The sequence below is a fragment of the Paraburkholderia lebeckiae genome (assembly GCF_050436325.1).
Taxonomy (GTDB): Bacteria; Pseudomonadota; Gammaproteobacteria; order Burkholderiales; family Burkholderiaceae; genus Paraburkholderia; species Paraburkholderia tuberum.
Map to the genome: position 1 here is coordinate 666,718 of NZ_JBNDLZ010000002.1, position 26,162 is coordinate 692,879.

Annotated in this window: 22 protein-coding genes and 2 pseudogenes; 3 read left to right on the forward strand and 21 right to left on the reverse strand. The window is 62.4% G+C overall.

Features of this window, described 5'->3' with window-relative positions; genetic code table 11:
* Window positions 1-635: 635 nt before the first annotated feature.
* From OKW44_RS06065 to OKW44_RS06085, 5 genes are all read right to left on the reverse strand, one after another.
* The gene (locus tag OKW44_RS06065; protein WP_018421004.1) at window positions 636-1,649 is read right to left on the reverse strand and encodes an alpha/beta fold hydrolase; all 1,014 of its coding nucleotides are present in this window, start codon (window positions 1,647-1,649) and stop codon (window positions 636-638) included.
* Between the two features lie 241 nt (window positions 1,650-1,890).
* The gene (locus OKW44_RS06070) at window positions 1,891-3,549 is read right to left on the reverse strand and encodes a dipeptide ABC transporter ATP-binding protein (RefSeq protein ID WP_018421003.1); all 1,659 of its coding nucleotides are present in this window, start codon (window positions 3,547-3,549) and stop codon (window positions 1,891-1,893) included.
* A 4-nt stretch (window positions 3,550-3,553) separates the two neighbouring features.
* Window positions 3,554-4,516 (reverse strand): ABC transporter permease, encoded by a 963-nt coding sequence (locus OKW44_RS06075; RefSeq protein WP_018421002.1) that lies wholly within the window; start codon window positions 4,514-4,516, stop codon window positions 3,554-3,556.
* Between the two features lie 18 nt (window positions 4,517-4,534).
* Window positions 4,535-5,476 carry an ABC transporter permease gene (locus OKW44_RS06080; RefSeq protein ID WP_018421001.1) on the reverse strand — a complete coding sequence of 314 codons (942 nt, stop codon included), beginning with the start codon at window positions 5,474-5,476 and terminating at the stop codon, window positions 4,535-4,537.
* Window positions 5,477-5,572: 96 nt separating this feature from the next.
* The gene (locus OKW44_RS06085) at window positions 5,573-7,153 is read right to left on the reverse strand and encodes an ABC transporter substrate-binding protein (protein WP_018421000.1); all 1,581 of its coding nucleotides are present in this window, start codon (window positions 7,151-7,153) and stop codon (window positions 5,573-5,575) included.
* 547 nt (window positions 7,154-7,700) lie between these two features.
* On the opposite strand from OKW44_RS06085, the gene OKW44_RS06090 reads away from it, so the two are divergent.
* Window positions 7,701-8,708 (forward strand): asparaginase, encoded by a 1,008-nt coding sequence (locus OKW44_RS06090; RefSeq protein WP_026225904.1) that lies wholly within the window; start codon window positions 7,701-7,703, stop codon window positions 8,706-8,708.
* Between the two features lie 100 nt (window positions 8,709-8,808).
* On the opposite strand, the gene OKW44_RS06095 is transcribed toward OKW44_RS06090, so the two are convergent.
* Both OKW44_RS06095 and OKW44_RS06100 read right to left on the reverse strand, forming a co-directional pair.
* Window positions 8,809-8,973 carry a hypothetical protein gene (locus OKW44_RS06095; protein WP_204357131.1) on the reverse strand — a complete coding sequence of 55 codons (165 nt, stop codon included), beginning with the start codon at window positions 8,971-8,973 and terminating at the stop codon, window positions 8,809-8,811.
* A gap of 43 nt (window positions 8,974-9,016) precedes the next feature.
* A pseudogene (locus OKW44_RS06100) lies at window positions 9,017-9,148 on the reverse strand (IS6 family transposase); the annotation flags it as partial.
* Window positions 9,149-9,354: 206 nt separating this feature from the next.
* Between OKW44_RS06100 and OKW44_RS06105 the strand changes: the two are divergent.
* Window positions 9,355-9,563: pseudogene (locus tag OKW44_RS06105) on the forward strand (IS6 family transposase); the annotation flags it as partial.
* A 22-nt stretch (window positions 9,564-9,585) separates the two neighbouring features.
* Here OKW44_RS06105 and OKW44_RS06110 read toward each other — a convergent pair.
* The 3 genes from OKW44_RS06110 to dsdA all read right to left on the reverse strand — a co-directional run bounded on the left by OKW44_RS06110 (window position 9,586) and on the right by dsdA (window position 13,889).
* Window positions 9,586-11,109, reverse strand: a complete 1,524-nt coding sequence (locus tag OKW44_RS06110) for a M81 family metallopeptidase (protein ID WP_018420996.1) — start codon at window positions 11,107-11,109, stop codon at window positions 9,586-9,588.
* Window positions 11,110-11,145: 36 nt separating this feature from the next.
* Entirely contained in the window at window positions 11,146-12,468 is a 1,323-nt protein-coding gene (locus OKW44_RS06115) for an MFS transporter (protein WP_018420995.1), read from the reverse strand.
* Window positions 12,469-12,551: 83 nt separating this feature from the next.
* A complete protein-coding gene (gene dsdA / locus OKW44_RS06120; protein ID WP_429409671.1) occupies window positions 12,552-13,889 on the reverse strand; it encodes a D-serine ammonia-lyase in 1,338 nt (445 codons plus the stop codon).
* Window positions 13,890-13,984: 95 nt separating this feature from the next.
* On the opposite strand from dsdA, the gene OKW44_RS06125 reads away from it, so the two are divergent.
* Window positions 13,985-14,923 carry a LysR substrate-binding domain-containing protein gene (locus OKW44_RS06125; RefSeq protein WP_026225901.1) on the forward strand — a complete coding sequence of 313 codons (939 nt, stop codon included), beginning with the start codon at window positions 13,985-13,987 and terminating at the stop codon, window positions 14,921-14,923.
* On the opposite strand, the gene OKW44_RS06130 is transcribed toward OKW44_RS06125, so the two are convergent.
* The 11 genes from OKW44_RS06130 to OKW44_RS06180 form a co-directional block, all read right to left on the reverse strand.
* Window positions 14,924-15,331: a hypothetical protein gene (locus OKW44_RS06130; protein ID WP_018420992.1), complete on the reverse strand. Its 408-nt coding sequence runs from the start codon at window positions 15,329-15,331 to the stop codon at window positions 14,924-14,926.
* 738 nt (window positions 15,332-16,069) lie between these two features.
* A complete protein-coding gene (locus OKW44_RS06135; protein ID WP_018420991.1) occupies window positions 16,070-17,218 on the reverse strand; it encodes a M20 aminoacylase family protein in 1,149 nt (382 codons plus the stop codon).
* On the reverse strand, window positions 17,215-17,574 hold the full coding sequence (locus OKW44_RS06140; RefSeq protein WP_018420990.1) for an NIPSNAP family protein: 360 nt from the start codon (window positions 17,572-17,574) through the stop codon (window positions 17,215-17,217). Before OKW44_RS06140 ends, OKW44_RS06135 begins: the two co-directional genes overlap by 4 nt.
* A 95-nt stretch (window positions 17,575-17,669) precedes the next feature.
* Window positions 17,670-18,812 carry a porin gene (locus OKW44_RS06145; protein WP_026225900.1) on the reverse strand — a complete coding sequence of 381 codons (1,143 nt, stop codon included), beginning with the start codon at window positions 18,810-18,812 and terminating at the stop codon, window positions 17,670-17,672.
* Between the two features lie 99 nt (window positions 18,813-18,911).
* Window positions 18,912-19,550, reverse strand: a complete 639-nt coding sequence (locus OKW44_RS06150; RefSeq protein ID WP_018420988.1) for an SRPBCC family protein — start codon at window positions 19,548-19,550, stop codon at window positions 18,912-18,914.
* Entirely contained in the window at window positions 19,547-20,464 is a 918-nt protein-coding gene (locus OKW44_RS06155) for an NAD(P)-dependent oxidoreductase (RefSeq protein WP_239499130.1), read from the reverse strand. The genes OKW44_RS06150 and OKW44_RS06155 overlap by 4 nt, the downstream gene beginning before the upstream one ends.
* Window positions 20,455-22,806, reverse strand: a complete 2,352-nt coding sequence (locus tag OKW44_RS06160) for a xanthine dehydrogenase family protein molybdopterin-binding subunit (RefSeq protein WP_018420986.1) — start codon at window positions 22,804-22,806, stop codon at window positions 20,455-20,457. Before OKW44_RS06160 ends, OKW44_RS06155 begins: the two co-directional genes overlap by 10 nt.
* The gene (locus OKW44_RS06165) at window positions 22,799-23,287 is read right to left on the reverse strand and encodes a (2Fe-2S)-binding protein (RefSeq protein WP_018420985.1); all 489 of its coding nucleotides are present in this window, start codon (window positions 23,285-23,287) and stop codon (window positions 22,799-22,801) included. Before OKW44_RS06165 ends, OKW44_RS06160 begins: the two co-directional genes overlap by 8 nt.
* Before the next feature lie 7 nt (window positions 23,288-23,294).
* A complete protein-coding gene (locus OKW44_RS06170) occupies window positions 23,295-24,167 on the reverse strand; it encodes an FAD binding domain-containing protein (RefSeq protein WP_018420984.1) in 873 nt (290 codons plus the stop codon).
* 4 nt (window positions 24,168-24,171) lie between these two features.
* Entirely contained in the window at window positions 24,172-25,266 is a 1,095-nt protein-coding gene (locus OKW44_RS06175) for an ABC transporter ATP-binding protein (protein WP_018420983.1), read from the reverse strand.
* A 12-nt stretch (window positions 25,267-25,278) separates the two neighbouring features.
* The gene (locus OKW44_RS06180) at window positions 25,279-26,160 is read right to left on the reverse strand and encodes a carbohydrate ABC transporter permease (RefSeq protein WP_018420982.1); all 882 of its coding nucleotides are present in this window, start codon (window positions 26,158-26,160) and stop codon (window positions 25,279-25,281) included.
* Window positions 26,161-26,162 lie beyond the last annotated feature (2 nt).

Here is a 26,162-nt window from a genome sequence, read left to right on the forward strand (position 1 = left end):
CGACTTGCACGAAGTGTGCCACGATGCGAGAAACCCCGTGTTCATGGACAAGTAAGGTGTTTTTCATATCGCGATGCACACACGGCTATGCGCAAAAACCGCGCGCGGTGCGCGCGAGAAAGGTGCACTACGCGACGCACGATCACCCCTGCACCGATTCCGGGCGCAACATTGGCATTCGTCGAGCCGGTACGGCTGGGACGATCCCAGCGAGCGATTTGAATGTGATGAGGAGGTCTGCTGAAATACCGACTGAGGTGAGCGCCATGCGCATGACGTCGTTCTCGACGCTCGCCGACGACAGTAAACGTCGCCGGTTCGCGTGAGTTGCCTTTGTTGCGTCACCCGTCCGATGGCCGCGTAGGTTGCTGCGTCAGGCAGCAGACCATGCCCGTGCAAAGGCCCGCTTTGAATACATCGGGAGAGAGACGTGCGCCCTCGGACCAGGGCTCGGTGGCCCGGATGATAGTCATGCAGGGGACGCCTGTGACGTCCCGACCGGTACGTTGCAGTCGCACGCCCATCCGCATCAGCGACTTCCTCAATGTTGCTCGACCGCATCGGCGTGATGGCTTGCAGTGCCGATGAAGGACCGCAAGAGAAGCACGAGACGCAGCCACTGCACGTCCAGCGCGTCAGTCCTCAAGAAGCCCGGTGATCGCAGCAGAAATAAACGCGGCATCGTCTACATTGGCTGTCGGCAGCCCGGCGCGATGGCCCCATATCGACGAAATGGGATGGAGCGTGGCGTTTCGCATTTGCTCGACCTCGAGACGGTTGTCTTCAACCTGAAAATATAGATCGGTCGTGCTCGGCATGATCAACGCCTTTGCCGTAATTGCTTTAAGCGCCGCGTGAAAATCGCCGTTGTATGTGGAATTAGCGGCGACGTTCGCATGCTGCCAAGTCCATAGATGAGCCAGCAGATTGTTGCCGTCGCGCTTCAGGAAATTCGCTTCCCACGACATCACGAGATAGTCTTCGAGCGAGGAGAAGCCGGCCTGCCGCCACACCTCGTTACGATAAAACGTCTGCGACATCGCCATGGCGGCGTAGTTGCGACCCATGGCCCGCAGACCGCGTTCGGGCCGCTCAACGAAGGTTCCGTTCTGAAAGGCCGGATCCGTCGTCAGGGTCGCGCGCACGCCCTCGATGAAAACCTGATTGTGCGGCGAGGCCTTTGCCGCGCCGCACAGCACGACCAGTCGCCTGACCATCTCCGGATACATTGATGCCCATTGATACGCCTGCAACCCACCCATCGACCACCCGCATGCCATTTGCAAAACTTCGATGCCGAGTTCTTGCGTCAGGAGTTGGTGTTGAATCGCGACGTTATCGGCAATCGTAAAATTCGGCCAACGGCTTCCGTTGAAGGGCTCGGTTGCGTTGCTGGGCGAGGACGACAGTCCATTGCCGAACAGATTCGGAATAACGACGAAGTACCTGTTAGTGTCTAGCGCCTTGCCCGGACCGACCATCCACTCGATGTCATAGTGATGCGCGGAAAACGATGTCATATACAGAATGACATTCGATTTTTCTGCGTTCAGCTTTCCGTAGGTTTGATAGGCGAGCTTGGCATCTCTGAAGGTGATACCGGATTGCAACACCACGTTTCCGGCATTGAATACAAAATAGTCTTCCATTGGTAGGGGGTCCCTCTTGGTGAAATGTGGCGAATGGTAATAGTAAAATCAGATAGACGTCTCGATGCGCCGCGGCGGCATGAAGCTCGGCCACACACGCGTCACGCACGCGGGAGCGATCTTCGCCGGCAGTTCAGCAGCTCAGCAGCGAACGCGTCCCACAGCAGGTAGTGGATAGCATGAGTGCCAGCGGCGCCGCTGACCGGAAACTCAGGAAATCACTGTGGTCAAAAGGCCCGCGTCAAGCGGCGCCGAACGCAAAGCCGCGCCCTGGCGCCGCCGCCAGCAAGGCCTGCGTATATTCGTGGCGCGGCGCGAGGAACACGTCCTGGATCGCTCCTTCCTCGACAATCTCGCCGCGCCGCATCACGATGACCCGATCGCAGATCTGGCTGGCCACCCGCAGATCGTGCGTAATGAACAGAATGCCGATCCGCAGCCGCTGCTGAATGTCATCCAGCAGGTCGAGAATCTGCGCCTGGACCGAGACGTCGAGTGCGGACACCGCCTCGTCGGCAATCAACACTTGTGGCTCGCATGCCAGCGCCCGCGCGATCGAAATGCGTTGCCGCTGGCCCCCGGAGAATTCACTAGGGTACCGGTTCAGCGCATCGGGTCTGAGCCGTACCAGCGTCATCAATTCTTCAGCACGTTGCCACGCCTGAGCGTATGGCACGCCGAAATTCAACGGCCCTTCGACGATCGAGGCACCCACTGTCTGGCGTGGATCCAGCGATCGGTATGGATCCTGGAACACGACCTGTACACCGCGTCGGAACGGATAGAGCGCGCGGCCGCGCGCTTTGGCCACCGATCGGCCGTCGGCGAAGATATCGCCGGCAGTCGGCTCGATCAGTCGCGCAATGCAGCGCGCGACCGTCGACTTTCCCGAACCGGACTCGCCCACGATTCCGACCGTTTCGCCCGCATGTACCATCAGCGAGACATCACTGGCCGCTTGCACTTTACGCTTGCGGCCCGGCCAGGAGCCCGTCACATACGTCTTCCCGATCCCGCGAGCGTCGAGCAGCGGATAGGCTTTCTCCACCGGGGGGCGCGTGCGCGGCACCAGCGCGGGGACCGCTGCCAGCAACATGCGGGTATAGGGCTCGCACGGCTGCTGCAATACCTGCAACTTGGAGCCCTGCTCGACCGTGTCGCCCAACCGCAACACCACGACACGATCAGCAATCTCGGCGACAACGCCGAAATCGTGCGTGATGAACAGCACGGCGGTTCCGCTCTCCGTCTGCAATTCACGAATCAGCTTGAGGATCTCGGCCTGAGTCGTAACGTCGAGCGCCGTGGTGGGCTCGTCGCAGATCAGCAGCGACGGCTTCAGGATCAGCGCCATTGCGATCACGATGCGCTGGCGCTGTCCACCCGACAACTGATGCGGATAAGACGCGTAGATACGCTCCGGTTCCGGCAGCCTGACGTGGGCGAAGATCTGGAGGATGCGCCGGCGCCTCTCGCCGACGCTGGCGCGGCTATGCTGTGCCAGCATCTCGTCGACCTGCGCGCCGCACGTCATGATCGGATTGAGGGCCGTCATCGGCTCCTGGAAAACCATCGCCATCTTTTCGCCGCGCAATTGGCGGATGCGATCCGGGCTTGCTGTCAGCACGTCCTCGCCGAGCAGTTCGATGCTGCCGTCCAGCGCCTTGAGCGACGCCGGCAGCAAGCCCATCACTGCCTGTGCGATCACCGATTTGCCCGAGCCCGACTCGCCCAGCAGGCAGACAATCTCACCCTGCCGCACGTCGAGCGAGACGTGGCGGATCGCGTGGGGGCGGTCGGCACCGGCCGGCAGAGAAATGGTGAGGTCATTCACGGCAAGGACGGTTGTGGCCGGCCCGGCGGTGGAGGGTGCTGCCGTTTTGAAGTCGAAATCGCGCATCGCGTCAACTCCCCCGTTGGTTGCATTTTGGATCGAGCGTGTCACGCAATCCGTCGCCCAGGATATTGACCGCCAGCACCGTCAGTGCCAGAAAAACACCAGGGAACAGCACGGTCTGAGGATACTGGTTGAACTGCATGCGGCCGTCGGCCATGACGTTGCCCCACGTCGGAATATCCGGCGGCAGGCCGACGCCGAGAAACGACAGGATCGCTTCCACCAGAATCGCCGACGCGCACACGTAGGTTCCTTGCACGATCAGCGGTGCGATTGCATTCGGCAAAATATGACGCCACAGAATCTTGACGGTCGGCGTGGCCAACGAAATGGCCGCCTCGATGTAGGGTTCCTCGCGAATGGTCAGCACGATCGAGCGGACCAACCGCGCGACACGCGGAATTTCGGGAATCGTGATCGCGACAATCACGGTGACCAGCGTCGGTCGCCAGAGCGCCATCAGCGTAATCGCGAACAGGATGCTGGGAATCGCCATCAAGCTGTCCATGGCGCGCATGATGACGTCGTCGAAATGGCGAAAATACCCCGCCGCCACGCCGACCAGCGCGCCGAAGGTGAGCGCCAGTAGCGCCACCGTGATACCGACCGACAGGGACACGCGCGCACCGTATACCACCCGGCTCCAGGTATCCCGGCCGAGACTGTCGGTGCCCATCAGGAAGAAGTGCTGGAACGTCGCACCTGACAGATCAGTGAATTCGGCCGTCACGCCCGGCGCGAGATTGGCGCTCGCGGGATCCATCGCGGTCGGGTCGATCGTGCCAAGCCACGGTGCGGCGACGGCTACGAGGAGCAGAAGCAACAGTGCGCCGCATCCCAGGCGCACCGACCAGTTCCGCGGCACTCGGCGCCACAACGGTGTGCGGGAGCGTACGGCCGGCGCCACCTCCAGGTTGGCAAGCATGGAGCCCGGCGCGGCAAGGGTCATCGGATCGTGATCGTCGCTCATGTCCAATCGTCCTTTCGCTCAATAGCGGATACGCGGGTCGAGCAACAGATAGCTCATGTCGACCAGCAGGTTGATAAGCACGTAAACAAAGGAAAAGAACAACGTGATGCCTTGCACCAGGGGGAAGTCGCGCGCCAGTACCGCGTCGACCGTCAATTGCCCGAGCCCGGGGATCGCGTAGACGGTTTCAGTGACCACCACGCCGCCGATCAGCAAGCCAACGCCGATGCCGATCACCGTGATGATCGGTACCGCGGCATTGGCCAGCGCATGGCGAATCAACACGCGTGCTTCGGAGATACCTTTGGCGCGGGCCGTGCGGATGTAGTCTTCGGTCAGCGCCTCGGCGACCGCGGCGCGCGTCACGCGGGCAATCAGCGCAAGGTAGACGATGGACAGCGTAATGGCGGGCAGGATCAGGTGCGTGAGCCACGGACCAATGCCCGCGCTCAGTGGCGCGTATCCCTGCACCGGCAGCAGCTTCGCATGCAAGGCGACCGCCCATATGAGGATATAGCCGACCACGAACGACGGCACCGAGAATCCCATCACCGACAGGCCCATCAGCATCCGGTCCAGCCAGCCTCCGTGCCGCGAGGCCGCGATTACGCCGAGCGGCACCGCGAGCAGGAGCGTCATCACCAGCGTCAGGGCGGACAGCGAGACGGTCGGTGCGATGCGTTGCGCAATCAACCGGGTTACCGGCTGTTTCATGTAGTACGAGTCGCCGAGGTTGCCCTGCAGCAACTGCCCGGTCCATTTGACGAACTGCACCGGCAGCGGCCGGTCGAGCCCGAGGCTCGCGTGGATCCGCGCGATGTCGGCGCTAGTGCCGTTGTCACCGACGAGCGCCGCAGCCGGATCGCCCGGCGTCAGTCGCAGAATCATGAATACGATAAGGGCGACAACGACCAGCACTGGCGCCGTCGACAATATGCGCCGGAAAAGAAAGAAAGCCATGTCGGTTACGCTCCAAAGCCGGTTGACAGATGAACGGGCTCGCGTTTGCTCTGCGAGACGGCGGCCGGCCGCCTAACAGCCAGCCGCCGACACCGGTTAGCTCTTGCGAATGTTCCAGAACACGTTGACCGGAGCCGGGACCACGCCGCTTACCACGCCCTTACGGATCACCGAATAGAAATCAAAGTCGCCCAACGGCGCCAGGATCCCGCTCTGATACGTTTCCAGTTGGATCGCCGTAGCGATCTTCTTTCGCTGCGCAGGATCGGTGCTGGCAAGGTATTCGTTCTTGAGCTGCTCGATCTTGTCGTCAGTCGCCCAGCCGAACCAGCCCTTCTCGCCATTGCCCGTCAGCGGCGTGAAGAACAACGGATTCATCGTGTCGCCGGGTGCCCAGCCGGTAATGAACAGGTTCCAGCCACCCTTGTCGGCCGCCGCCTTGCTAGTTCGGCGCGTCACAAGCGTCGACCAGTCCATTGCCTGAAGGTCGACACTGAACCCGGCCTGCTTCAACAGTTGCGCCATGACTGGCGGAAACTTATTCAGTACTGCGTAGTCCGACGGATACATCAGCACCACCGGCTTGCCGTCATAGCCTGCTTCCTTCAGCAGATTGCGGGCCGCCGCGAACTGGGGCTTGCCAGTGAAATAGGCGGTCTCGGTCGAGGCCAACGGCGAATCGCATGGGTAAATCGACGAACACGTCCGGTACAGATCCTTGTTCACCAGTTGGGCGCGCATCAACGCTTCCTGGTTGATCGCCATGATTGCCGCCTGAGCAATCTTCGGGTTGTTGAACGGCGCCACGAGATGATTCAGGTGCAAGTCGAAGAGCCCGGCGGGCGTCGGCTTCACCAGCTCCAGTTTGGGATTGCTCTTGAACGCGGCGTACTGCTCGGCGGGCATCCATTCGATCATGTCCACTTCACCGTTTGCAATCGCATTGGCCTGCGTCTGCGCGTCCTTGAGCACGATCCATTCGACCCGGTCGACATAGACATGCTTGCCGCCCGCGGTACCGGAAGCCGGTTCCGGTCGCGGCACATAGTTCGGGTTCTTGATGTACACGATCTTCGCGCCCGGGCGATACTCGTCCTGTTTGAAGATGTAGGGGCCCGAGCCAGTGTAGTCAGAGATCTGCTGGTCCGCGGGCGTATCGGCGACCCGCTTCGGCATGATGAACGCGGCGCTGCCCGACGGCTTGCCGAGCGCGTCCAGGACCATCGGGAAGGCTTGCTTGAAGGTCATGCGGAAAGTCTTGGCGTCGACCGCATCGAACGACTGCAAGGCCGTGAACATTCTCTGACCGAACACGTCGCGCTTGCCCCAGCGCGTGATCGACGCAATAACGTCAGCCGAGGTGACCGGCTTGCCGTCGCTGAACGCGAGCCCTTTGCGCAGCGTGAACGTCCAGGTCTTGCCGTCCGGCGAGGTCGTATACGTGTCCACCATCTCCGGTTGTACTACGCCCTTGGCATCCACGCCGAACAGTGTGTCGTAGATCATGTAGCCATGATCGCGCGTGATGAATGCCGTGGTCCAGATCGGATCGAGGATCTTCAGATCGGCTTGCGGCACGATCCGTAACACCTTGGATTCATCCTGCGCACACACCATCGTCGCAGCGCTCGCAATCAGCGCCCCAGCCACGCATTGAGTAAACAGTCGCTTCAACATGCTTCACTCCAATAGGAAGAAATGACACAAAATGAATTCGGGCCGTGCTTGCGTCGTTATTAGCGGCCGAGTTCACTCGCCCCCCTCCTTCGACGTGTTCAGTAAGCGTGTTGAGACGGTGGTACGGCGCGTCACATCGCTGTCCAGACGCCGCACTCCACGCCCACGCGTCGAGTGCATCCAGACGGAACTTCAGATGCTTCAATTTCGGATATGCGCCTGCAACAGGCTGATCTCCGATCCACCGTGCTACATTAATTGCAACTTGCAACAATTGAAATTCACACTATTATAGGCACGAAGCGTGCCATCCTTCGGTAAATCCAGTACGTGGGGGCAAGTCGAGCGATTGCCCCACCGGCAAGAGCGCGCTGCAGTGCGCGGGAGTTGTGCAAGTGCGCGCGAGGAAGGTGCATCACGGAGTACAAGCTCGTCGTCGCACCGATTCCGGGCGCGAGAGCGGCATTACTCATCGTTACCGGGTTTTTGGACGCCATTTAAAGTACGGTTTTTGCAGATATTTTCCACACTCGAAAGGAACGCTTCGATGAACTATCCGAGGATCGCAGTCGGGGCATTAGGCGGCACAATATGCATGACCGCCGACAACGCCGACGCTGGCGCGTTGCCACGTCTTTCCGCGCAACAACTGGTGACTGCGGTCCCCGGTCTGGCTGATATCGCGCAGATTCACGCCAAGACGCTTTTGCAATTGCCCAGCCCTTCGCTGACCCTTGCGCATGTGCTGGACAGTCTGGCGTGGGCAGAGCGCATGGTGGCTGCCGGCGCCGCCGGGATCGTGCTGACCCAAGGGACCGACACGCTTGAGGAAACTGCCTTCCTGCTCGATCTTCTGTGGACGCATCCTCAGCCGCTGGTGGTCACAGGCGCGATGCGCACGCCGCTGGCCGCAGGCGCGGACGGGCCCGCCAATCTTCTTGCCGCGGTGGCCTGCGCCGCGCACGGCGCCAGTCGCGGGCGCGGTGTAGCCGTAGTCATGAACAACACGATCCATGAGGCGCGCTGGGTGCGCAAAGCGAACTCGATGTCCGTCGAAACCTTCGAGTCGCCGGTCGTGGGGCCAGCCGGCATGGTGCTTGAAGATATGCCGCAGTATTTCCGTCCACCGTCAACGCGTTATTCCCCGCGCTTCGCAAAGCCCGACCTGTCGGTTCGAGTGGCACTCGTCGAGACATGTCTGGGCGAGACGGGTCAGATGCTCGACGCGGTCGTCCACGCGGGGTATCACGGGATCGTCATCGCGGCCTACGGTGCAGGCCATGTTTCGGATGACGAAGCACAGCGCATCGAGGCGCTGGCGCCGCAGCTGCCGATCGTCATCTCCAGCCGCACGGGATCGGGATCGACGGCCGTGCGCACCTATGGATTTTCCGGCTCGGAAATCGACCTGGCCCGCCGTGGCGCTTTGTTTTCAGGGTGGCTCGGGCCACGCAAGGCGCGCCTGCTTCTCTGGCTGCTGCTCGCCACGGGCGCGCCGCGCAACGTATGCGCCACTGCGTTCGAATTCTGGAAGCGCGTCGACAATGCCGACTAGACGCCCGGCACAATGTTCATTGCCAGCCGGCTCGAGCAACGCGTTCCGGGTTGCGGTGCAAATCGCAGGTGAGCGAGAAATCACCGGCTTTCTCGCGATTTCAGCCCGCTCCCGGCCCCTTCCCGAGAAAGCCTTCGAGAAACTCGATGAACGCCGTCACCTTCGCCGTCAGATTGAGCCGCTCGGGATACACGGCATAGATATCTGCCGGCGGCAACGACCAATCGGGCAACAACTGCTTGAGGCGGCCAGACGGCGTTGTCACGTTACTGTCCCCGTGACGAGATATCGGCACGGACAGTCGTGTCTCAGAACACGGTGGACGGAGCTTGGGCAATGCCAGTGAAGAGACGCCAGGCTTCAAATCGCGCGGCGAGCTGTTTGCGATAGAGCGAGGCGCTCAGCAGATGACGCTTGAGCGCGAAGTGCTGGCGGATCGGATTGTGTTCTAGAGACAGGATGTAAGGCTCTACAGGAGGACACCGAAATTAGGGCATTTCAACCAAGAGTGCCGACCATCTCTTATGATCATGGAACTGGCGCCCGGCACCTATCGCCTCAGAGCTACGGCGTGGGCGGCGGCATAATGCCGATCATCGGATGGCGCCAATACGCCGATCTCGCTTCGGCTCCATCACGGCGATTATTGACACCCTCAAACCGTTTTCCGGCCTCCATCATCAGCTGCGCAGCACGCTGGAATTTCCGGCTTCAGTGAAGTCTGCGCGACATTGAAGATTGGTAGTTTGAGCGCGGCGTGATCGTCAACTATGAAACGGTTCGGCGCTGGTGCGACAAATTCGGGCGGCCTTTCCCCATCGCGTCCAGGCTTCGCGCCGCACGCCCGGCGCCACGCGGCAGACCACCCGATGATGTTTCAACTTGCAGCCTTGTAAAGCGCCCCGACAACGCCCTCATGCAACGGCCACAGCGTCGACCTCAGATGGTCGCGCGGGAACGAGGTGATATTCGCGGTACTTAGCCCCACGCTATCCACCGTGATGATTTGCTGCACGAGCCCTTGAAATCCAGCCCGGAAGTGATTTGCGCCTTTCAGGGCTATGATCTTTCTCCTACCTGCATCAATGCCGTGCAACGCAAATGGCTCCATGTCGTATATCTGCTCAGCGCGCGACGCGACAATGATGTCCACACCATTGATGACCAGGCGGCACATGGCACCCAGGTCGAAGCGGACGCCTTCGAACATCGAGCCTGGGCGGTTGACGAAACGGCCATCGGTAATCGCCTTCACATAAGCCTCCGCTTCGATCGGCGCTCCCTGGAATCTGCCTAGCTTTCCTCCCAGCGAAGCGCGCAGTGTCCCGCCAACGCCAACGGCGATCGCTTGCCGGACGACCTCTGCATCATTGATCGAAGCAAAACAGACCGTGTCGGGAGCCGGCGCCGCATCGAGCAAGGCGCGCAACAGATAGGTGCCATCGCCTGGCGTGCCTCCGCCGGGGTTATCGGCATACTCGTTGATCACGACAGGACCAGCGCTTGCCGCGAGGGCGCGCGCTACGCCCTCTTCCGGCGACGGGAATTGCGGACGAAAATCTTCGCGATGATCCCAGATCCATTGGGCGACCTGTTCTGCGCAGCGCACCGCCAGCGCCGGGTCCCCGTTGGTCGTGCAAATCACCGCCGGGCACGGCGATGCGATATCCGCATAGGGGAAGCCATGAAACCATGAGCAATCGATCACGCCTGGCAGCGCTTCGAGCTGCGCACACAGTGCGTTGACTCTGGCCGGCACGAAGCCCTCGTTAGTGGTGACGATATAAGGCAGCATCGGCAACGTACAGACATGCGTGGCCGGCTTCACTTCGCCCTTAATCATCTTGACCATGAGGTCGACGCACTCGACACCACGGTCATAAAAATCGGTGTGCGGATACAGAATGCAGGGCAGCGAAATATCGACGGCACGCTGCATTTGCTCGGTCATGTTGCCGTGAAGGTCGTAGGCTACCGCGATCGGTACATGCGGGCCGACCAAGGCGCGCACGGCAGCGGCCAAATCGCCCTCGATGTCCTCGATGCCATCGGCGACTCCCGCGCCATGCAAGGCAAGCAACACGCCATCAACCGGTAACGCTTGCTCGATGCCCGCGAGAATCGCCTGCTTCATGTGAGCGTAAGCGTTGGCTTCGATAGTACCCGACGGCGTGGCCTGCCCGAGGAACGTATGAATCAGGCCAGCGCCGTGCTTTTGGGCGGCTTCGATATAACCGCCGACTTGATGATTGGAGCCGGCAAAAATGCCTGGAATTTCGTCGCCATAGTATTGCTCGAACGAGGTCAAGGGCGTCTGGCCCGCGACCTCTGCGGCGTAGGTATTGGTTTCGTGGATGATGCCACCCATGGCGAAACGCATCGGTTTGTCGGTCGTCGACATAATCTTCTCCGGGGATATGTTTTGGGGAGCGCGCACTCAGCGACTGACCAACTTGCGATCGAAGCTCAGCGCCATCAATGCCCCGAACGTCAAGCAGCCGGCGACGATATAGATGGCCGGGTCGGTCGTGTGGAATTCGTCCTTGACCCAGCCGATCAGGTAGGGGCTCACGAATCCGCCGATATTGATGGCGGAGTTGATCACGCCGATGCTGGCCGCCGCAGCGGCGCCGCCGAGAAAGGCCGTCGGCACCGACCACATGATCGGCGAATAGCTGATGATGCCGGCCGCGGCGACTGACATGGTGATCACCGTAAGCACCACGCTGTGGCTTGTCCAGACACTGGCCGTGAGGCCTGCGGCGCCCAGCAGCAACACGATGGCCAAATGCCAGCGGCGCTCGCGCATGCGATCGGAGCTGCGCCCGAAGGTCACCATAGCGACCACGGCTACCAGGTAGGGAATAGCGCTGAGAAAACCGACCGTAGTGCTCGTGGTCACGCCCGATGCCTTGATGAGCGTGGGCAGATAAAAGCCCAGGACATAGAGGCCCATCATCGCCGGGAAACCTGTCAGGATAATTTTCCAGATGCGTCCGTCGGTGAAAACTTTGAGCAGCGGCATGTGCTCGCGCGTTTTCTCGTCCTTCCCGAGTTCATGGACGATCAACTGCTTTTCCTGCGGACTGAGCCAACGCGCGGAGCTGACCGAATTGTCGAGAATGAGCAGCGCGCCGATGGCCAAAGGAATCGTCGGCAGTGCCTCGAGACCAAACATCCATTGCCATCCCGAGTGGCCAGCGACATGATGAAACGTATCCATTAGCCAACCGGAAAGCGGATTTCCAATCAAGCCGGCAATCGGAATGCCCGCTTGAAAGCAAGCCGTCATCTTGGCGCGGCGATGGTTGGGAAACCAATAAGTCAGGTACAGAATCACGCTGGGGTAAAAACCGGCCTCGGCCACGCCCAACAGCAGACGGACGGTATAGAACTGCCACTGGGTGGTCACGAAAGCCATCAGTCCCGAAAGCAGACCCCAGGTGATCATGATCCGCGCGATCCAGAGTTTCGCGCCAATACGATGCATGAGCAGATTGCTCGGCACTTCGAAAATCAGATACCCAAGGAAAAAGAGCCCTGCGCCAAGACCGTAGGCCGTCTCGCTGAACCGTAGATCAGTCAGCATATTCAGCTTGGCAATGCCGATATTGATGCGATCCAGAAAGGCGACCACATAGCACAACATCAGGAAGGGAATGAACCTGAGCGCGACCTTGCGGTAAGTCGCCTCCTGAAAGGAGCTCGTGTGGACGGCCTCGTCGACAATAGTCGACCTGTCGATTGAGGTTTCAATCATGGAACTGAGTTTCCTTGGCAGTGCATCTCGGGCTAACGCTGGATGCTGTTATGGACGGTTGGCGGCGATGCCCTGCAGGGGTCTCAGGCGAGTTCATCCCGCGCCGCAAGCACCTGGCCTCTCGCTTGAAATTGCTCGTGCTCTTCGCGCGGCACCAGCGAACCGCCTGTTGTCCAGACGATATGAGTGGCACTAGCCATGTGACGCTCCAGCCCGTGCTGGCGAAGATAGGCTTGGCCTTGGTCGCTGCGCGTCAGCCATCCCGGTCCGTCGAATCCGGCGGCGGCCGATGGCTCGAGCAGCACGCCTTCGGTTTGCGCCACGCGATGGAGATGCACATACAGTTGCGCGTCCGTGACGGTAAACACGCCCGAGAGCTGAGAGCGCATCAGCGAACTCACCAGATGCGACGCCTGGCCGACGGCGAGGCCATCCGCTTCGGTGCGATTGTCCAGACCAATGTCATAGACCGACGTGGGCCCGGACTCGCCCGCCGCCAATTGCACCAACATGCACGGCGACGCCACGGGTTCGGCGAAAAAGCAGTGTACGTGTTCAAAAAAAAGTGCTTTGAGGCCGAAGGTGATGCCACCGGGCGCGCCACCGACACCGCACGGAATGTAGACAAACAAAGGATGCGTAGCATCTACGGGACGATTCAATGCCGCCAGTTGGCTCGCCAGCCGCCTCGCGGCGACTGCATAGCCCAGGAACAGCATCAGGGAATTCTCGTCGTCGACGAAATAGCCTTTGGGGTCAGCGAGCGATTGCGCTCGCCCGGCCGCCACCGCTTGCGCGTAGTCGCCCGTGTGCTCGACCACCTGAACGCCACAATTTCTCAAACGATCCTTCTTCCAGCTCTTGGCTTCCGTCGACATATGCACCACCGATCGAAATCCCAAGGCGGCAGCCATGACGCCGATGCTCATGCCCAGATTGCCGGTGCTGCCGACGCTCACGGTGTATTGAGCGAACAACTCGCGGGCTGCGGCGCCCGCGAGTGCTCGCCGGTCGCCATCATGGGCGAGCACGCTGTGTTCGAGCGCCAGCTTTTCCGCGAACGCCAATACTTCGTGAAAGCCTCCACGCGCTTTGACCGACCCGGCGATGGGCAGGGCATGATCGCTTTTGATAAACCACGCAGCGTCAGGCTCAGTAGCGTTTCCCATCACCTGCTGGAGTCGTTCGACACGCATCAGCGGCGATTCGATCAGGCCCGCGCTACTTTGCAATTCGGGAAAGAGATGCGCCATCAGGCCCGCGCAACGTTCTAAGCGGGCATCTGCCTCGTCGATATCGGCGGCACCCGGTAAATCTTCAGGCAACGCATTTCCTAATGCGGCATTGAGCCACAGTAGAGGAGTACGGTTCTGTAGTCTGGCTAATAAATCGGGGGCAATTGCAGTAACGGTGGGAATCACGCCGGGTACCTATGCTTGCTTTGGATGCGGCGAATATAGGGCATGGGCGCCGGCCAAAAAAGCTATAATTTCTATTCGACGCATTAGTCTCGCTAATACATATGCCCCTCGATTCCTCACTGCTGGGCGGCTTGCGCTGCTTCGAAGTGGCAGCTCGCCTGCTCAGTTTTACCAAGGCGGCGGCTGAGCTGAGCTTGACGCAGGGGGCGGTGAGTCAGCACATTCGACATCTCGAAGACCGGCTGGGTTACCCACTGTTCACGCGCCAGCACCGCTCGCTTGCCCTGACGCAGAAAGGTGCGACGTTGTTCGAATGCACGAGAAACGCGTTTCTCAGCATCGAGACAACGATCAATCAACTTGGGCGATCCAATGCGCCCTTACAGATCAATTGCACGCCCTCATTTGCCTTACAGTGGTTGATGCCGCGTCTGGTCGAGTTTCATCGCCTGCACGCGGACATACCGGTGCGCGTGAAGGCTGAATTTCAAACGCTGGATCGACAGGCCATGTTGGCCGATGACATCGACGTAGCGATTCGCTATGATCCCGGGCAATACGAAACGATCCGCGCGATACCGATACTCGACGAATATCTGCTGCCGGTGGCAACACCGCAATATTTGGCGGAGCACCATGGGTTTGCCGCGGGCCGATCGCTCAAGGGAATCGAACTATTGCATGACTTCTCGCCATGGGATGGAGCGCCTGAGTTCATCGAATGGCGCACCTGGTTGGAGACCGCTCGGCCCGAATGGCTCGGAGCGGTGGCGGGGCCACAATTCAATCTGGCGAGCCTGGCGATTAGCGCGGCCTTGAGTCATCAAGGCGTCGCCGTGGCGCGCACTGCGCTCGTCTACGAAGAGCTCGAGCACGGCCGCCTCATCAACATCTTTAGCCGCCTCGTACCTGCGCCGGCCCGCTACATGCTGCTCACCGAGCGGGAGGACGATGCGCGGGTGGCCGCATTTTCGAACTGGCTGATGGATGAATGCAACCGCTTTAGCGACGCACGAGCCAAGCTGCTGCTGTGACTAACATAATCCGAAGCGTGCTGCCGTCGGCCGAAGAGGTGGCCCCGGAAATTTGGATGCCCGCGCATGGGCGTATGCGCCGAAACTACGGTTAGACGTCAAGATGCAGAGCAAGGTGCAATGGACGCCCGCGTCGTGCCAATGGGCAATCTGTTCGCGCCACGGTTCGGCCGACAAGATACAGCTCGCCGGCAGGAACTCCTTGCGACTAAACGCTGTAGCGAGCTGCGCGTCATCCGGCAGAGCGTTGTCCGGAGAATGCCACCCGCGCTCGGTTGCGATCTCCCGCGCGGCTGCCAGCTTCTTACGGCCCATGATCTTCGACCGGTCGATATCCCGGTCGGAGTCACCCTGGCGCATTCGCACCAGAACCTGTCGATATTGGTACATCTCGAACTTCCTCTTCAAGCCACCCTCCGGAGCAAATGCGTGCCGGGAGGGTAAGCGGTTGGCGAAGTTCGTTCCGGGTCCCGGTGGCTTCGATTTGACGTGATGTCGCGAGTTGTCCACGGCCGGCCAGCGGGTCGCGTGCTACGACCATGACGCTGGCCGGCGGTGGGCAACTCGCCCGGCCAGCAACGTGCAGGTCAAACCGGGAGGGCTTCGGAAGAACAGGCTCCCGTTCAAAAACACTTGACGGACCACCTCAGGGCGTGACTCGGCCGTTCAATGCCGTGCGGCACGAACGGCTGTTTTCGAGGCACAAGCGTCATCGATGTGAATATGACAGCCGGCAAATGCTCGGTCTATGCGGTCATCCGGCCTCGATCCCAGTTTCGCTTGGCGAATGACGGCCTTCGAGCAAAGCCTTGGACCGACCCCGAACAGATGGACATACTTCACCAAAACGGCGGCTCATTATTGAACAGAAATCAAGTGATCCTTCGCAAGCGGCAGGCACATCGCAGTGTTTTTGCAGCTTCAATTGACCAATGTGAGCGGCCTGTTCGAGCAGGTATGTGCGACGCGGCTCCTTGATACCTCGAGGTGAACGGGAAAGACCCGACGCGGTACGCCGCCGGGTCATGAGTCAGCCACGTCACTCCGGCGGCCCACCAGCGTTTTGCCATAGGTCGCAGCTCCTGTCGCGGTATCGCGACATGGTCGCTGCCCGACTCGCAGCGAGACGCAAAATGTGGGTGAACATCAGCCCTTAAACCCCTTCACCACGTTCACCCAATAACAGGCCCCAATCGCCAGAGCTTCGTCGTTAAAGTCGTAATGCGGGTTATGCAGCGGCGCGCTCGGATTTGCACCGTCGACACCCATCCAGATATACGCGCCCGGCTTCACGCGTGCCATGAACGCGAAGTCCTCGGACGCCATCGACGGCTTGCACCCCAACGTCACCGCATCGGCACCCACCGTTGCGCGCGCTGCCGCGAGCGCGATGCCGGTCGCGTGTGCCGCGTTGATCGTCGCCGGATAGCCGTCGTAGTACTCGAAGCTCGCCTTCGCGCCGTGCGCGCGGGCGGTCGTCGTACTGATCTCACCGAGCAGCGCGCGGATGCGCGCCTGCATCTCGTTGGAGAAACAGCGCACCGTGCCGCGTATCACCGCCTGATCCGGCAGCACGTTCCACGCCTCGCCGCCGTGAATCTGTGTGACGCTGACGACCGCCGCTTCCTTCGGCGATAAGCGTCGGCTAACGATCGTCTGCAACGCGACCACGATGTGGCTTGCACACACCAGCGTGTCAATCCCTTCCTCCGGCATTGCCGCGTGCGAACCTTTGCCGTCGACGCGGATCTCGAACGTGTCAAACGATGCCATCATCGCGCCATCGTTGATCGCGAACTGACCAAGCGGCAACCCCGGCCAATTGTGCAGGCCGAACACCGCGTCGCACGGGAAGCGCTCGAACAGGCCGTCCTCGATCATTGCGCGGCCGCCACCGGCGACTTCCTCGGCCGGCTGGAAAATCAGGTTCAAGGTGCCGCACCAGCCGTCGTCGCGGGCGAGCAGCGCCGCCGCACCGAGCAACATCGCCGTATGGCCGTCGTGCCCGCATGCGTGCATCTTGCCCGGGTTGCGCGAGCAGTGCTCGAACTGATTGAACTCACCCATCGGCAGCGCGTCCATATCCGCGCGCAGGCCGAGCGCAGGCCCGTTGCCGCGTCGCAGCGTGCCGACCACGCCGGTCTTGCCAAGCCCCTGGTGGACCTGGTAGCCCAGATCGAGTAGTACCGACGCCACGAGTTCCGAGGTCGACACTTCCTCGAAAGCGGTCTCGGGGTGTTCGTGCAGTTGGCGGCGCCACGACATCATCCTGGCGATCAGTTCGGCATCGATCATTTTTGCCTCACTGGCAAGTCAACGGTTTTTGACCCCGCGCACGTTGATGTCTCCGGGCAGAACGAGGTCGGCGCGAGAAACACCGACTCCTGATGCACCAGGAAAGGCAGGATACGCGGCGTGAAGGCCTGCCACTGCGGATCCGCGGCCAACCTCGCGCGCTGCGCGGCGCGGTGCGCGTAATCGTCGTAAGCCCAGCAGAACACGACCGAGTTCAGCGTGCCCGAATCCTTGGTCCAGCAGCCCTGCAGCTGCGCATACTGGGTGATGATGCCGAGCCCTTCGCGCTCGTAGATCGCCAGGAACTCGCCAACCTTGCCCGCCGTGATCTGGTAGGTACGCATTTCGACCAACATGATTTATCCTCGAACGAAAGTGGGCGGCGCGGCCGCAACCGGCGCCAACCCGGAGCGGAACCCGTGCCGTCACAGATGGCGCCGCTATGCCACACTCAGAAGCTGTGGCGGATGCCGATGCGCACCGCGACCTGGTTCGCGGTCGCCGAAGGCGTCAGGTAAGTGAGATCCGCGACTGCCGCATGGCCGGTCGAATCGACGCCACTCGCGCGTTGCCACGCGACCACCAGATACGTGAACGTGCGCTTCGAGAACTGATACTGGGCACCCGCCGCAAGCTGGTTGTAGTGGGCGTGCGGCGCCGACGTGTAGTCGTACGTAAGGCCCGCCATGACCGCCGGCGTGAAGTAATGCGCAACGAACGCCTCGTACGATGCGAGTGTCGCTGAACCACTGAACGTGGTGCTGGCGGTTGCGACCGCATCATTGAACGCAGTGTTCGTGTAGGTCGCGCCCAAGGTCGTGGCGCCGAGCGTGTAGTTCGCCGCCGCGCCCAACGTGCGCATCGAATGCGCGGTCGCATAGCCGCTGTAGATCGGGTTCGTGACCGGGTTCGTGAACGGACCGCCGGGCGTCGCCGCGGCCCCGCCGTCGAAGCGCGCGACCGCCGGGTTGTTCACCTGCAAAAACGCAGCGGCAACCTTCAGCGGCCCGTTCGCATAGCTCGCGCCGAAACCGTACTGTTGCGATGTTCCCACCGCGCCCGGCACGCCGCCGAAACTGTACAGCGCACCGGCCGACAGACCGCGGTAGACCGGACTCACGTACTTGATCGCATTGCTGACCGGATATGAGCCCCAGATCCCATCGACATCGCCCGCATGCGTCGTGAGTGAGCCGCCGAACAGTTGCGCGGAGCTGAGTCCCTGCAGGTTGGTTACCATGAAGTCGTACTGGCGGCCGAGCGTCAGCGTACCGGAGTTGTCGCCCGACAGGCCCATGTACGACTGACGGCCGAACAGGCGGCCGTTGTACCCGAGCTTGCCACTGTTCATGTCGAACCCGCTCTCGAGGCGGAACACGGCCTTCAGTCCGCCGCCCAGGTCTTCGTTGCCGAGGAAGCCGAATTTGCTGCCGCCGAGCCCACCGCTGAACGTTTGGTAAGCCGCGTGGCCCGCCTGGTTGCTGGTGTACGTAATGCTGTCGTCCGCGACGCCATACAGGGTGACACTGCTTTGTGCGAAGGCGGCATCCGAGACGGCCGCCAAACCAATAAGGACTACCAATTTCCTATTCATCAATGCCCTCTTCAAAAAGTAAATGGAGCCCACCAAACGGATCAACGACTGCGAAACCCGGGACTGAATCCACGATGAGACTTAAACTTCCGGCCCCAGCTAGATCGAATGCCCGACCAGAAAACCGATCAAGAGACCCGCGAAACCGGCTGCCGTAGCGACCAACCATGGCGCCCAGCCCAGCCCGATGGGCGGCACGGGGCTGGGCGCCCGCTCGCGCGTGGGCGGGTTAGCGGACGGCGCGGCGCCGGGAGCAACTTCGTCCGCCACCGGCGCTTGCTCCACCGCCGGTGCAACGCTATGTTCGATATGCGCGCTGAAGGCGCTGAAGAACGACTCGAGGTTCTTCGCCGCAGCCGACTGGATCAGCCGGGAGCCCACGCTCATCAACTTGCCGCCAATCTCGACGTCGGCCTCGTAGCTGAGCAGTGTCGTGTCGCCCAGGCCTTCGAGTTTCACCCGCGCGGTCAGCTTCGCGAAACCCGCGGGACCCGCATTGCCCTGGCCGATGATCGTGTATGCACGCGGTGGCTCGAGATCGGCGAGTTCGACCTCGCCGCGAAACGTCGCCGCAGCGGGGCCGACACGAACTTGCACCGTCGCTTCGAAATGACACTCGTCGCGCATCACGAGCGCCTTGCAGCCCGGCAGCGTCGCCTTCAGCACCTCCGGGTCGTTCAGCGCAGCCCACACCGCTTCCGGGGATGCGGGCAGCGAGCAACTGTCAGCAAACTTCATTGCGCGCCCTCCTCGTCATAGACTTTGAAGAGCGCCTGGGTGCCCGAGCTCGCGTGGCCGGCGTCGGCGAGTTGTCCATACAGGCGGCGCGCGAGTTCAAGAGCCGGCAACGCGCGGCCCATGTCGCGCGCTTCCTCCGATGCGATGCGCATGTCCTTGATGAAATGCTCGACGAAGAAGCCCGGCGCGAAGTCACCGCGCACGATGCGTGGACCGAGGTTATTCAGCAGGAATCCGCCCGCCGCACCGCCGCCGATCGCGCTGAGAACCGTATGTGGATCGAGGCCAGCGCTCTGGGCATACGCAAGCCCTTCGCAAACGCCGAGCATGGTCGACGCAATCACGATCTGGTTGCACAGCTTCGCGTGCTGGCCGGCGCCCGGGCCACCCTGCATCACGATATTCGCGCCAAGGCAGCGCAGCATCGGCTCGACGCGCGCGAGCACGGGTGCATGGCCGCCGATCATGATCGACAGCCGTCCCTCGCGAGCGCCGACGTCACCGCCGGACACCGGCGCATCGAGCATGTCGATGCCGCGCGCAGTCGCGTGGCCGGCCATCTCGCGCGCCAGCGCGGGACTCGACGTGGTCATGTCGATCAGCACCGCGCCGGGCCGTGCATGCGCGATCAGCCCGGCCTCGCCAAGGTACAGCGCGCGCACGTCGGCCGGCATTCCGACGATTGTCACAACGATCTCGGCAGCGGCGGCGAGCGAGGCCGGCGTGTCGTGCCAGTGCGCGCCTGCCGCCAGCAATGGCTCCGCCTTCGCGCGCGAGCGGTTATACACATGCAGTGGATAGCCGGCTGCGGCGAGCCGGGCGGCCATCGCGCCGCCCATAATGCCAAGGCCGATGAAGCCCACCGCGGGTTGGGTTGAAACCTGATTCATGTCAGTTCGTCCAGTCAAAGCGATTCGCGCAACAGGTCGCGTACGAACATTGGCGTCAGCGGATGCCGTTCGACGACCACACCGAACGGCGCGAGCGCGTCATTCAGCGCATTCGTAACCGCGCCGAGCGCGCCCATCACGCCGCCCTCGGCCATGCCCTTGATACCTGCCGCAGTCGAGCGGCTTGGCGTATGCATCGGGATGATCTCGATCTCAGGCAGTTCGGTTGCCGTCGCGATCAGGTACTCGGCAAGCGAGCCGGTGGTGTTCTGACCGGTCTCGTCGTAGATCACCTCCTCAAACAACGCGCCCGAAAGGCCCATCGCAATCGCGCCGTGCTGCTGGCCCTCGACGACTGTCGGGTTCAGCAATGTTCCGCAATCCTCGGCGATCACATAGCGCGCGATGTGCAGCGCGCCAGTCGCCACGTCAAGCTCGACTTCGCACGCGTGCGCGGAATTGGAGTACGTCATGGCGGGCGGGTCGTAGGTCAGATGAAACTCGAGGCCAGGCGAGAGTCCCGGCGGCAGCGACGTCGGGTCCATGTACGCCTGCCGCGCGATGTCGGTCAGCGTGAGCGCGGTGCCGTGCCAGGCATCGCCTTCGCGTTGCTCGATGCGGCCATCGGCGAGGCGCAGCGCCGCGGCGGGCACGTCAAGTCGCGTGCTGGCAATGGCGAGCACCTTGCGCCGGGCGTCCTGCGCGCACAGAAACAGCGCGCCTCCGCCGGCAGTGCCGCTACGCGCGCCGCGGCTGCCCATCCCGTATGGCGCGATGTCGGTATGACCCATGTGGATGCGCACTTTCGACGGCTCGACGCCGAGCCCTTCGGCGACCGCATTTGCCATCGCGCTCTCGTAGCCCTGGCCGCTCGGTCCGAGTCCGACTGACGCGTTAACGATGCCGCTCGGCTCAATCCGTATCCAGCTCGCCTCGTGGCCCGAACCGGGAATTCCGGCAGCCTTGTAGAAGCGCGAGCCGTAGGTGGTCGGCTCGACGACGTTGCACAGCCCAAGGCCGAGATAGCGCCCGCGTGCGCGCGCATCGCGCTGGCGCGTGCGAAACCCGGCGTAGTCGACCGCCCGCAGGACCGCCTCGAAGGTTTCCGTTGGCGTGATATCGGCAAGCGTTTCGCCGGTCGGCGTCCGGTACGGCAGTTCCTGCGGAGCAATCAGATTACGGCGGCGGACCTCGACCGGATCGAGTTCGAGTTCGCGCGCGATCGCGTCGATCGTGCCTTCCATCACCCAGCTCGTGATCGACATCGGGGCGCGCATCGGCGCGTTCCCGCATTTGTGGCTGAGCACGATCTTCACGTCGAACGCGTAATGGTCGAGCCGGTACGGCCCGCTCAGGATCATTGCGACGACGCGCGCCAGGTAGTTCGCCGGAAAGAAGCAGTAGGCGCCGAAGTCCTCGCGCATCTCGAGCGTGAGCGAAAGCAGTGTGCCGTGCTGATCTACTGCCGCGCGCGTGCGGCAGAAATCCTCGCGCGAATTCCCGGCGGCCGTCAGGTTTTCGAGCCGGTCCTCGCGCCAGCGCACCGGTCGTCCGAGGTGGCGCGCAAGCGCCGCGACCGTCAGCTCCTCGCGATACAGTGCGATCTTCTGACCGAACGAGCCGCCAACGTCCTGAGAGATCACCGTGACCTGCGACTCGTCGAGCGCCAGACGCGCCGCGAGTTGCGTGCGCAGCGGATGTGGTACCTGCGTGCCGATATGGAAGGTCAGATGCTTGCGGCCCAGATCCCACACCGCCGCGCAGCCGCGCGTCTCGATCGGCACATGGGTCTGCCGTTGCTGGCCGAAGCTCGCTTCGACGATGCGATAGGCGGTGGCCTCAACCCCGGCGGGATCGCCGTGCGTGAACGTCTGGTGCGAGACCAGGTTGCCGGGCACCATCGGATCGATCTGCACCGCGTCGGCCTCAAGCGCCTGCCACATGTCGGTCACGGCGGCCAGCGTGTCGAACTTTACCAGCACCTGTTCGGCCGCATCCTCGGCGATGTAGCGGTCCGCCGCGACGACACACGCGACCGGATCGCCCTGGAATCGGACGATCTCGACTGGCATCGTCTCGATCTCGACCGGCAGCAGTCCTTCGATCGGGGGCGCGACGCGGAGCGGCCGGGTCCACTGCGCAAGATCGCGGCCGGTCACGACCGTGACGACGCCGGGCATCGCGAGCGCCGCGCTCGCGTCGATCGACACAATGCGCGCGTGCGCATGGGGCGAGCGCACGAAACAGACGTGCAGCGCGCCCGGAATCTCGATGTCGTCGAGATAGCGCCCGTGGCCAGTCAGCAGCCGGTAGTCCTCGGTGCGAGGCACCGGCCGGTTCAGGTAGCGAAAGTCTGCCTCAGACATCGACGGCCTCCGCGCGCAGGCGTTCGGCCGCCAGCATGACCGCGCGCACGATGTTCTGGTAGCCGGTGCAGCGGCACAGATTGCCGGAGAGCACGTCGCGCACCTGCGCTTCAGTAGGCTTCGCGTTCTCGCGCAAATACGCCTCGAACGTCATCACGATGCCCGGCGTGCAGAAGCCGCATTGCAGCCCGTGGCATTCGTGCAGTGCCTGCTGCAGCACCGATAACTGCCCGCCAGCCGCAATCGATTCGATCGTCGTAATGGGCACGTCGTCGACCTGCACCGCATAGGTCAGGCACGCGCGCACGGACCGGCCGTCGACATGCACGGTGCATGCTCCGCACACGCCGTGTTCGCAACCGACATGCGTGCCGGTCAGCCGGCAGTCTTCGCGCAGCACGTCCGACAGAAGCTTGCGAGGCTCGCAGCGCACGTCGTACAACGCACCGTTGACCTGGAGATGAATCGCCGTCTTTTCCATAAATCGTTCAGATGTCCTGCAAGGTGTACCTGCTGGCGCGCGCGAGCGCGCGCGCGCACAGCGCATGGACCAGCTCGCGCCGATACGCAGCGCTGATCCCCGGTTGGTCGTGTGGATCGATCGCGGCGGCCACGCGTTCGGCAACGAACGCAATCGTCGCGTCGTCGGCAGTTGCGCCGATGAAATTCGCCGCGACGTCATCGAGCGACACTGGCACGTCGCCAACGCCGCCCACGCCGATCCGCAAATGCGTGAAGCGTCCCGCATCGACGATGGCACTAACCGCGCATGCGGCAATCGCAAAGTCGCCGTGGCGACGGCTGAAAATCTCGAAGCCGTGGCCCTCGTCGGGCCGCGCGCACGGAAAGCGCACGGCGGTGACGATCTCGTCCGCTTCGAGCGCGGTCGTCATCGCCGCAAGCAGGAAATCCGCGGCCGTGATTTCCCGCGTCCTGCCCGGACCGGCCACCTCGACGCGCGCGTCCAGCGTGCGCGCGATCAGCGGCAGCTGTGCGGCCGGGTCCGCGTTCGCAAGGCTGCCGCCGAGCGTGCCACGTTGACGGATTGCGTAGTGCCCGACCGTTGCGGCCGCCAGCGCGAGCAGCGGGCATGCGTCGCGTACCAGCGGGCTGGTCGCGAGCTCGTGGTGGCGCGTGAGCGCGCCGATCCTGAGGGTGCTGCCGGTGCGCTCGATGCCGGCAAGCTGCGGCAGCGCATTGAGGTCGACCAGATGCGCGGGCTGCGCGAAGCGCATGTTCATCATCGGCCCGAGCGACTGGCCGCCGGCGATCACCTTCGCATCGAAACCGTGCTCGGCGAGCAGCGCGAGCGCGTCGTCGAGCGAGTGGGGCCGGTGATATGAAAAGGCGGATGGTTTCATGGACTCACACCGCGAGATTGATGCCGCTTGCCTGATCGAACAGATGCAGGCGACGCCGGTTAACGGAGATCGACATGCGCTCGCCGACCGCGAACGAGCGTTCCTTGCCTACGCGGAAGAACATCTGATGATCGTCGCTGCACAGGCCGATGAACTGATCGGAACCGACCGGTAGCAGCGACGTGATCTCGCCGGTGATCCGACAGTCCCCGTCGTGCGCGTGCTCGTCGATATCCTCCGCGCGAATGCCGAGCGTGATCGCCTGGCCCGCGCGTGCGGCGAGTCGCCGGCGCGTGGCTTCGTCAAGTGCGAGCGACAGACCGCCGCGCCGAAAGCACAGCCCAGCGCCCGCGTCTTCGAGGACACCGTCGAGGAAGTTGATTGGCGGGCTGCCGAGGAAGTTGGCAACGAACCTGTTCGCCGGCCGTTCGTAGATGTCATCCGGTGTGCCGATCTGCTGCACAACGCCCTGGCACATCACGACGATCCGGTCGGCAAGCGTCAGCGCCTCGGCCTGGTCGTGTGTCACGTAGACGAAGGTGGTCTGCATCGACTGATGCAGCGCCTTGATGCTGGCGCGCATCGACACGCGCAGCGCCGCGTCGAGGTTGGAGAGCGGTTCGTCCATCAGGAACACCGACGGCTGGCGCACCATCGCGCGGCCCAGCGCGATGCGCTGACGCTGCCCGCCGGACAACTGGCCGGGCCGCCGCTCGAGCAGGTGCTCGATCTCGAGCGAACGGGCCGCTGCCCGTACCCGCGAGTCGATCTCGTGCTGCGGATATTTGCGCATGCGCAGCCCGAACGCGATGTTCTCATAGACGTTCTTGTGGGGATAAAGCGCATAGCTCTGGAACACCATCGCGACATCGCGCTTGTGGGCAGGCATGTCGTTCACCTCGGTGTCGTCAAAACGCAGGCTGCCTTCGGTAACCTCTTCGAGGCCGGCGATCATGTTGAGCGTCGTCGACTTGCCGCAGCCGGACGGCCCGAGCAGCACCAGGAACTCCTTGTCCCGGATTCGCAGGTTCAGGTTGTGCAGCGCTACATGCCCGTTGGCATAGCGTTTCGCCACTTGTTGAAACTCGATTTGGGCCATGTTTCGATCCCCTTATCCCTTGACCGCGCCGGCGGTCAGGCCGGAGACGATGTAGCGCTCGAACACCACGGCGATGATGACGGGCGGAACGATCGCGACGACGCCGGCCGCGTTGATGAACGAAAAGCTGGTGGTGAAATCCGACGTGAACGACGCGACAATGATCGGCACCGTCTGCGACGCGGCGGTTTGCGTGAACATGAGTGCGAAAAGGAACTCGTTCCAGCTCGTCAGGAAGGTGAATAGGATCACCGCGACGAGCGACGGCAACGCGAGCGGCAAAAACACCTTGATGAGCGCCTGGATCCGCGAGCAGCCGTCGACCCGCGCGGCCTTGTCGAGCTCGTCGGGCAGACCCTCGAAATAGCTAAGCAGCATGAACACGCTGAACGGAACCGTCAGTGCGAGATAGGTAATGATCAGCGCGCCGACGTTGTCGAGCAGCCCGAGCTTGCGCACGAACAGGAAGAACGGCACGATCAATGCGATGTCGGGAATGACTCGTGTGGCAAGCATGAAGTACACCGACAGGTCGCGCCCGACGTAGCGGATCTTTGCCATCGCGTAGGCGGCCGGCAAGCTGACCACGAGATTTAGCACCACCACCGCGCACGCGACGACAAGGCTGTTGCGCAGCGCCGGCAGCAGATACTGTGCGCTCGACGGCACGAACGACGCATCGGCCGGCAGCGTGCCGGTGCCGGCCTGGACGATCGCGCGGAAGCTCGCGAGCGTCGCCGGGTGCGGAATCCAGTGCGGCGGAATCGAGGTGATGTCGGCCTCGCGCTGCAGCGAAGATGACACGAGCCATGCGACCGGCGCAAGCACGTAGACCAGCATCAGCGCCGCGGCGGCGAACAGTGCGATGCGCTTGATAAACGGAGCGGATGACATGC

What these genes read in the sequence shown, in the direction of transcription:
- OKW44_RS06065 (WP_018421004.1), bottom strand. Translation starts at nt 1,649, where the DNA reads ATGGAAGACTATTTTGTATTCAATGCCGGAAACGTGGTGTTGCAATCC.
- OKW44_RS06070 (WP_018421003.1), bottom strand. Translation starts at nt 3,549, where the DNA reads ATGCGCGATTTCGACTTCAAAACGGCAGCACCCTCCACCGCCGGGCCG.
- OKW44_RS06075 (WP_018421002.1), bottom strand. Translation starts at nt 4,516, where the DNA reads ATGAGCGACGATCACGATCCGATGACCCTTGCCGCGCCGGGCTCCATG.
- OKW44_RS06080 (WP_018421001.1), bottom strand. Translation starts at nt 5,476, where the DNA reads ATGGCTTTCTTTCTTTTCCGGCGCATATTGTCGACGGCGCCAGTGCTG.
- OKW44_RS06085 (WP_018421000.1), bottom strand. Translation starts at nt 7,153, where the DNA reads ATGTTGAAGCGACTGTTTACTCAATGCGTGGCTGGGGCGCTGATTGCG.
- OKW44_RS06090 (WP_026225904.1), top strand. Translation starts at nt 7,701, where the DNA reads ATGAACTATCCGAGGATCGCAGTCGGGGCATTAGGCGGCACAATATGC.
- OKW44_RS06110 (WP_018420996.1), bottom strand. Translation starts at nt 11,109, where the DNA reads ATGTCGACGACCGACAAACCGATGCGTTTCGCCATGGGTGGCATCATC.
- OKW44_RS06115 (WP_018420995.1), bottom strand. Translation starts at nt 12,468, where the DNA reads ATGATTGAAACCTCAATCGACAGGTCGACTATTGTCGACGAGGCCGTC.
- OKW44_RS06135 (WP_018420991.1), bottom strand. Translation starts at nt 17,218, where the DNA reads ATGATCGATGCCGAACTGATCGCCAGGATGATGTCGTGGCGCCGCCAA.
- OKW44_RS06140 (WP_018420990.1), bottom strand. Translation starts at nt 17,574, where the DNA reads ATGTTGGTCGAAATGCGTACCTACCAGATCACGGCGGGCAAGGTTGGC.
- OKW44_RS06145 (WP_026225900.1), bottom strand. Translation starts at nt 18,812, where the DNA reads ATGAATAGGAAATTGGTAGTCCTTATTGGTTTGGCGGCCGTCTCGGAT.
- OKW44_RS06150 (WP_018420988.1), bottom strand. Translation starts at nt 19,550, where the DNA reads ATGAAGTTTGCTGACAGTTGCTCGCTGCCCGCATCCCCGGAAGCGGTG.
- OKW44_RS06160 (WP_018420986.1), bottom strand. Translation starts at nt 22,806, where the DNA reads ATGTCTGAGGCAGACTTTCGCTACCTGAACCGGCCGGTGCCTCGCACC.
- OKW44_RS06165 (WP_018420985.1), bottom strand. Translation starts at nt 23,287, where the DNA reads ATGGAAAAGACGGCGATTCATCTCCAGGTCAACGGTGCGTTGTACGAC.
- OKW44_RS06170 (WP_018420984.1), bottom strand. Translation starts at nt 24,167, where the DNA reads ATGAAACCATCCGCCTTTTCATATCACCGGCCCCACTCGCTCGACGAC.
- OKW44_RS06175 (WP_018420983.1), bottom strand. Translation starts at nt 25,266, where the DNA reads ATGGCCCAAATCGAGTTTCAACAAGTGGCGAAACGCTATGCCAACGGG.
- OKW44_RS06180 (WP_018420982.1), bottom strand. Translation starts at nt 26,160, where the DNA reads ATGTCATCCGCTCCGTTTATCAAGCGCATCGCACTGTTCGCCGCCGCG.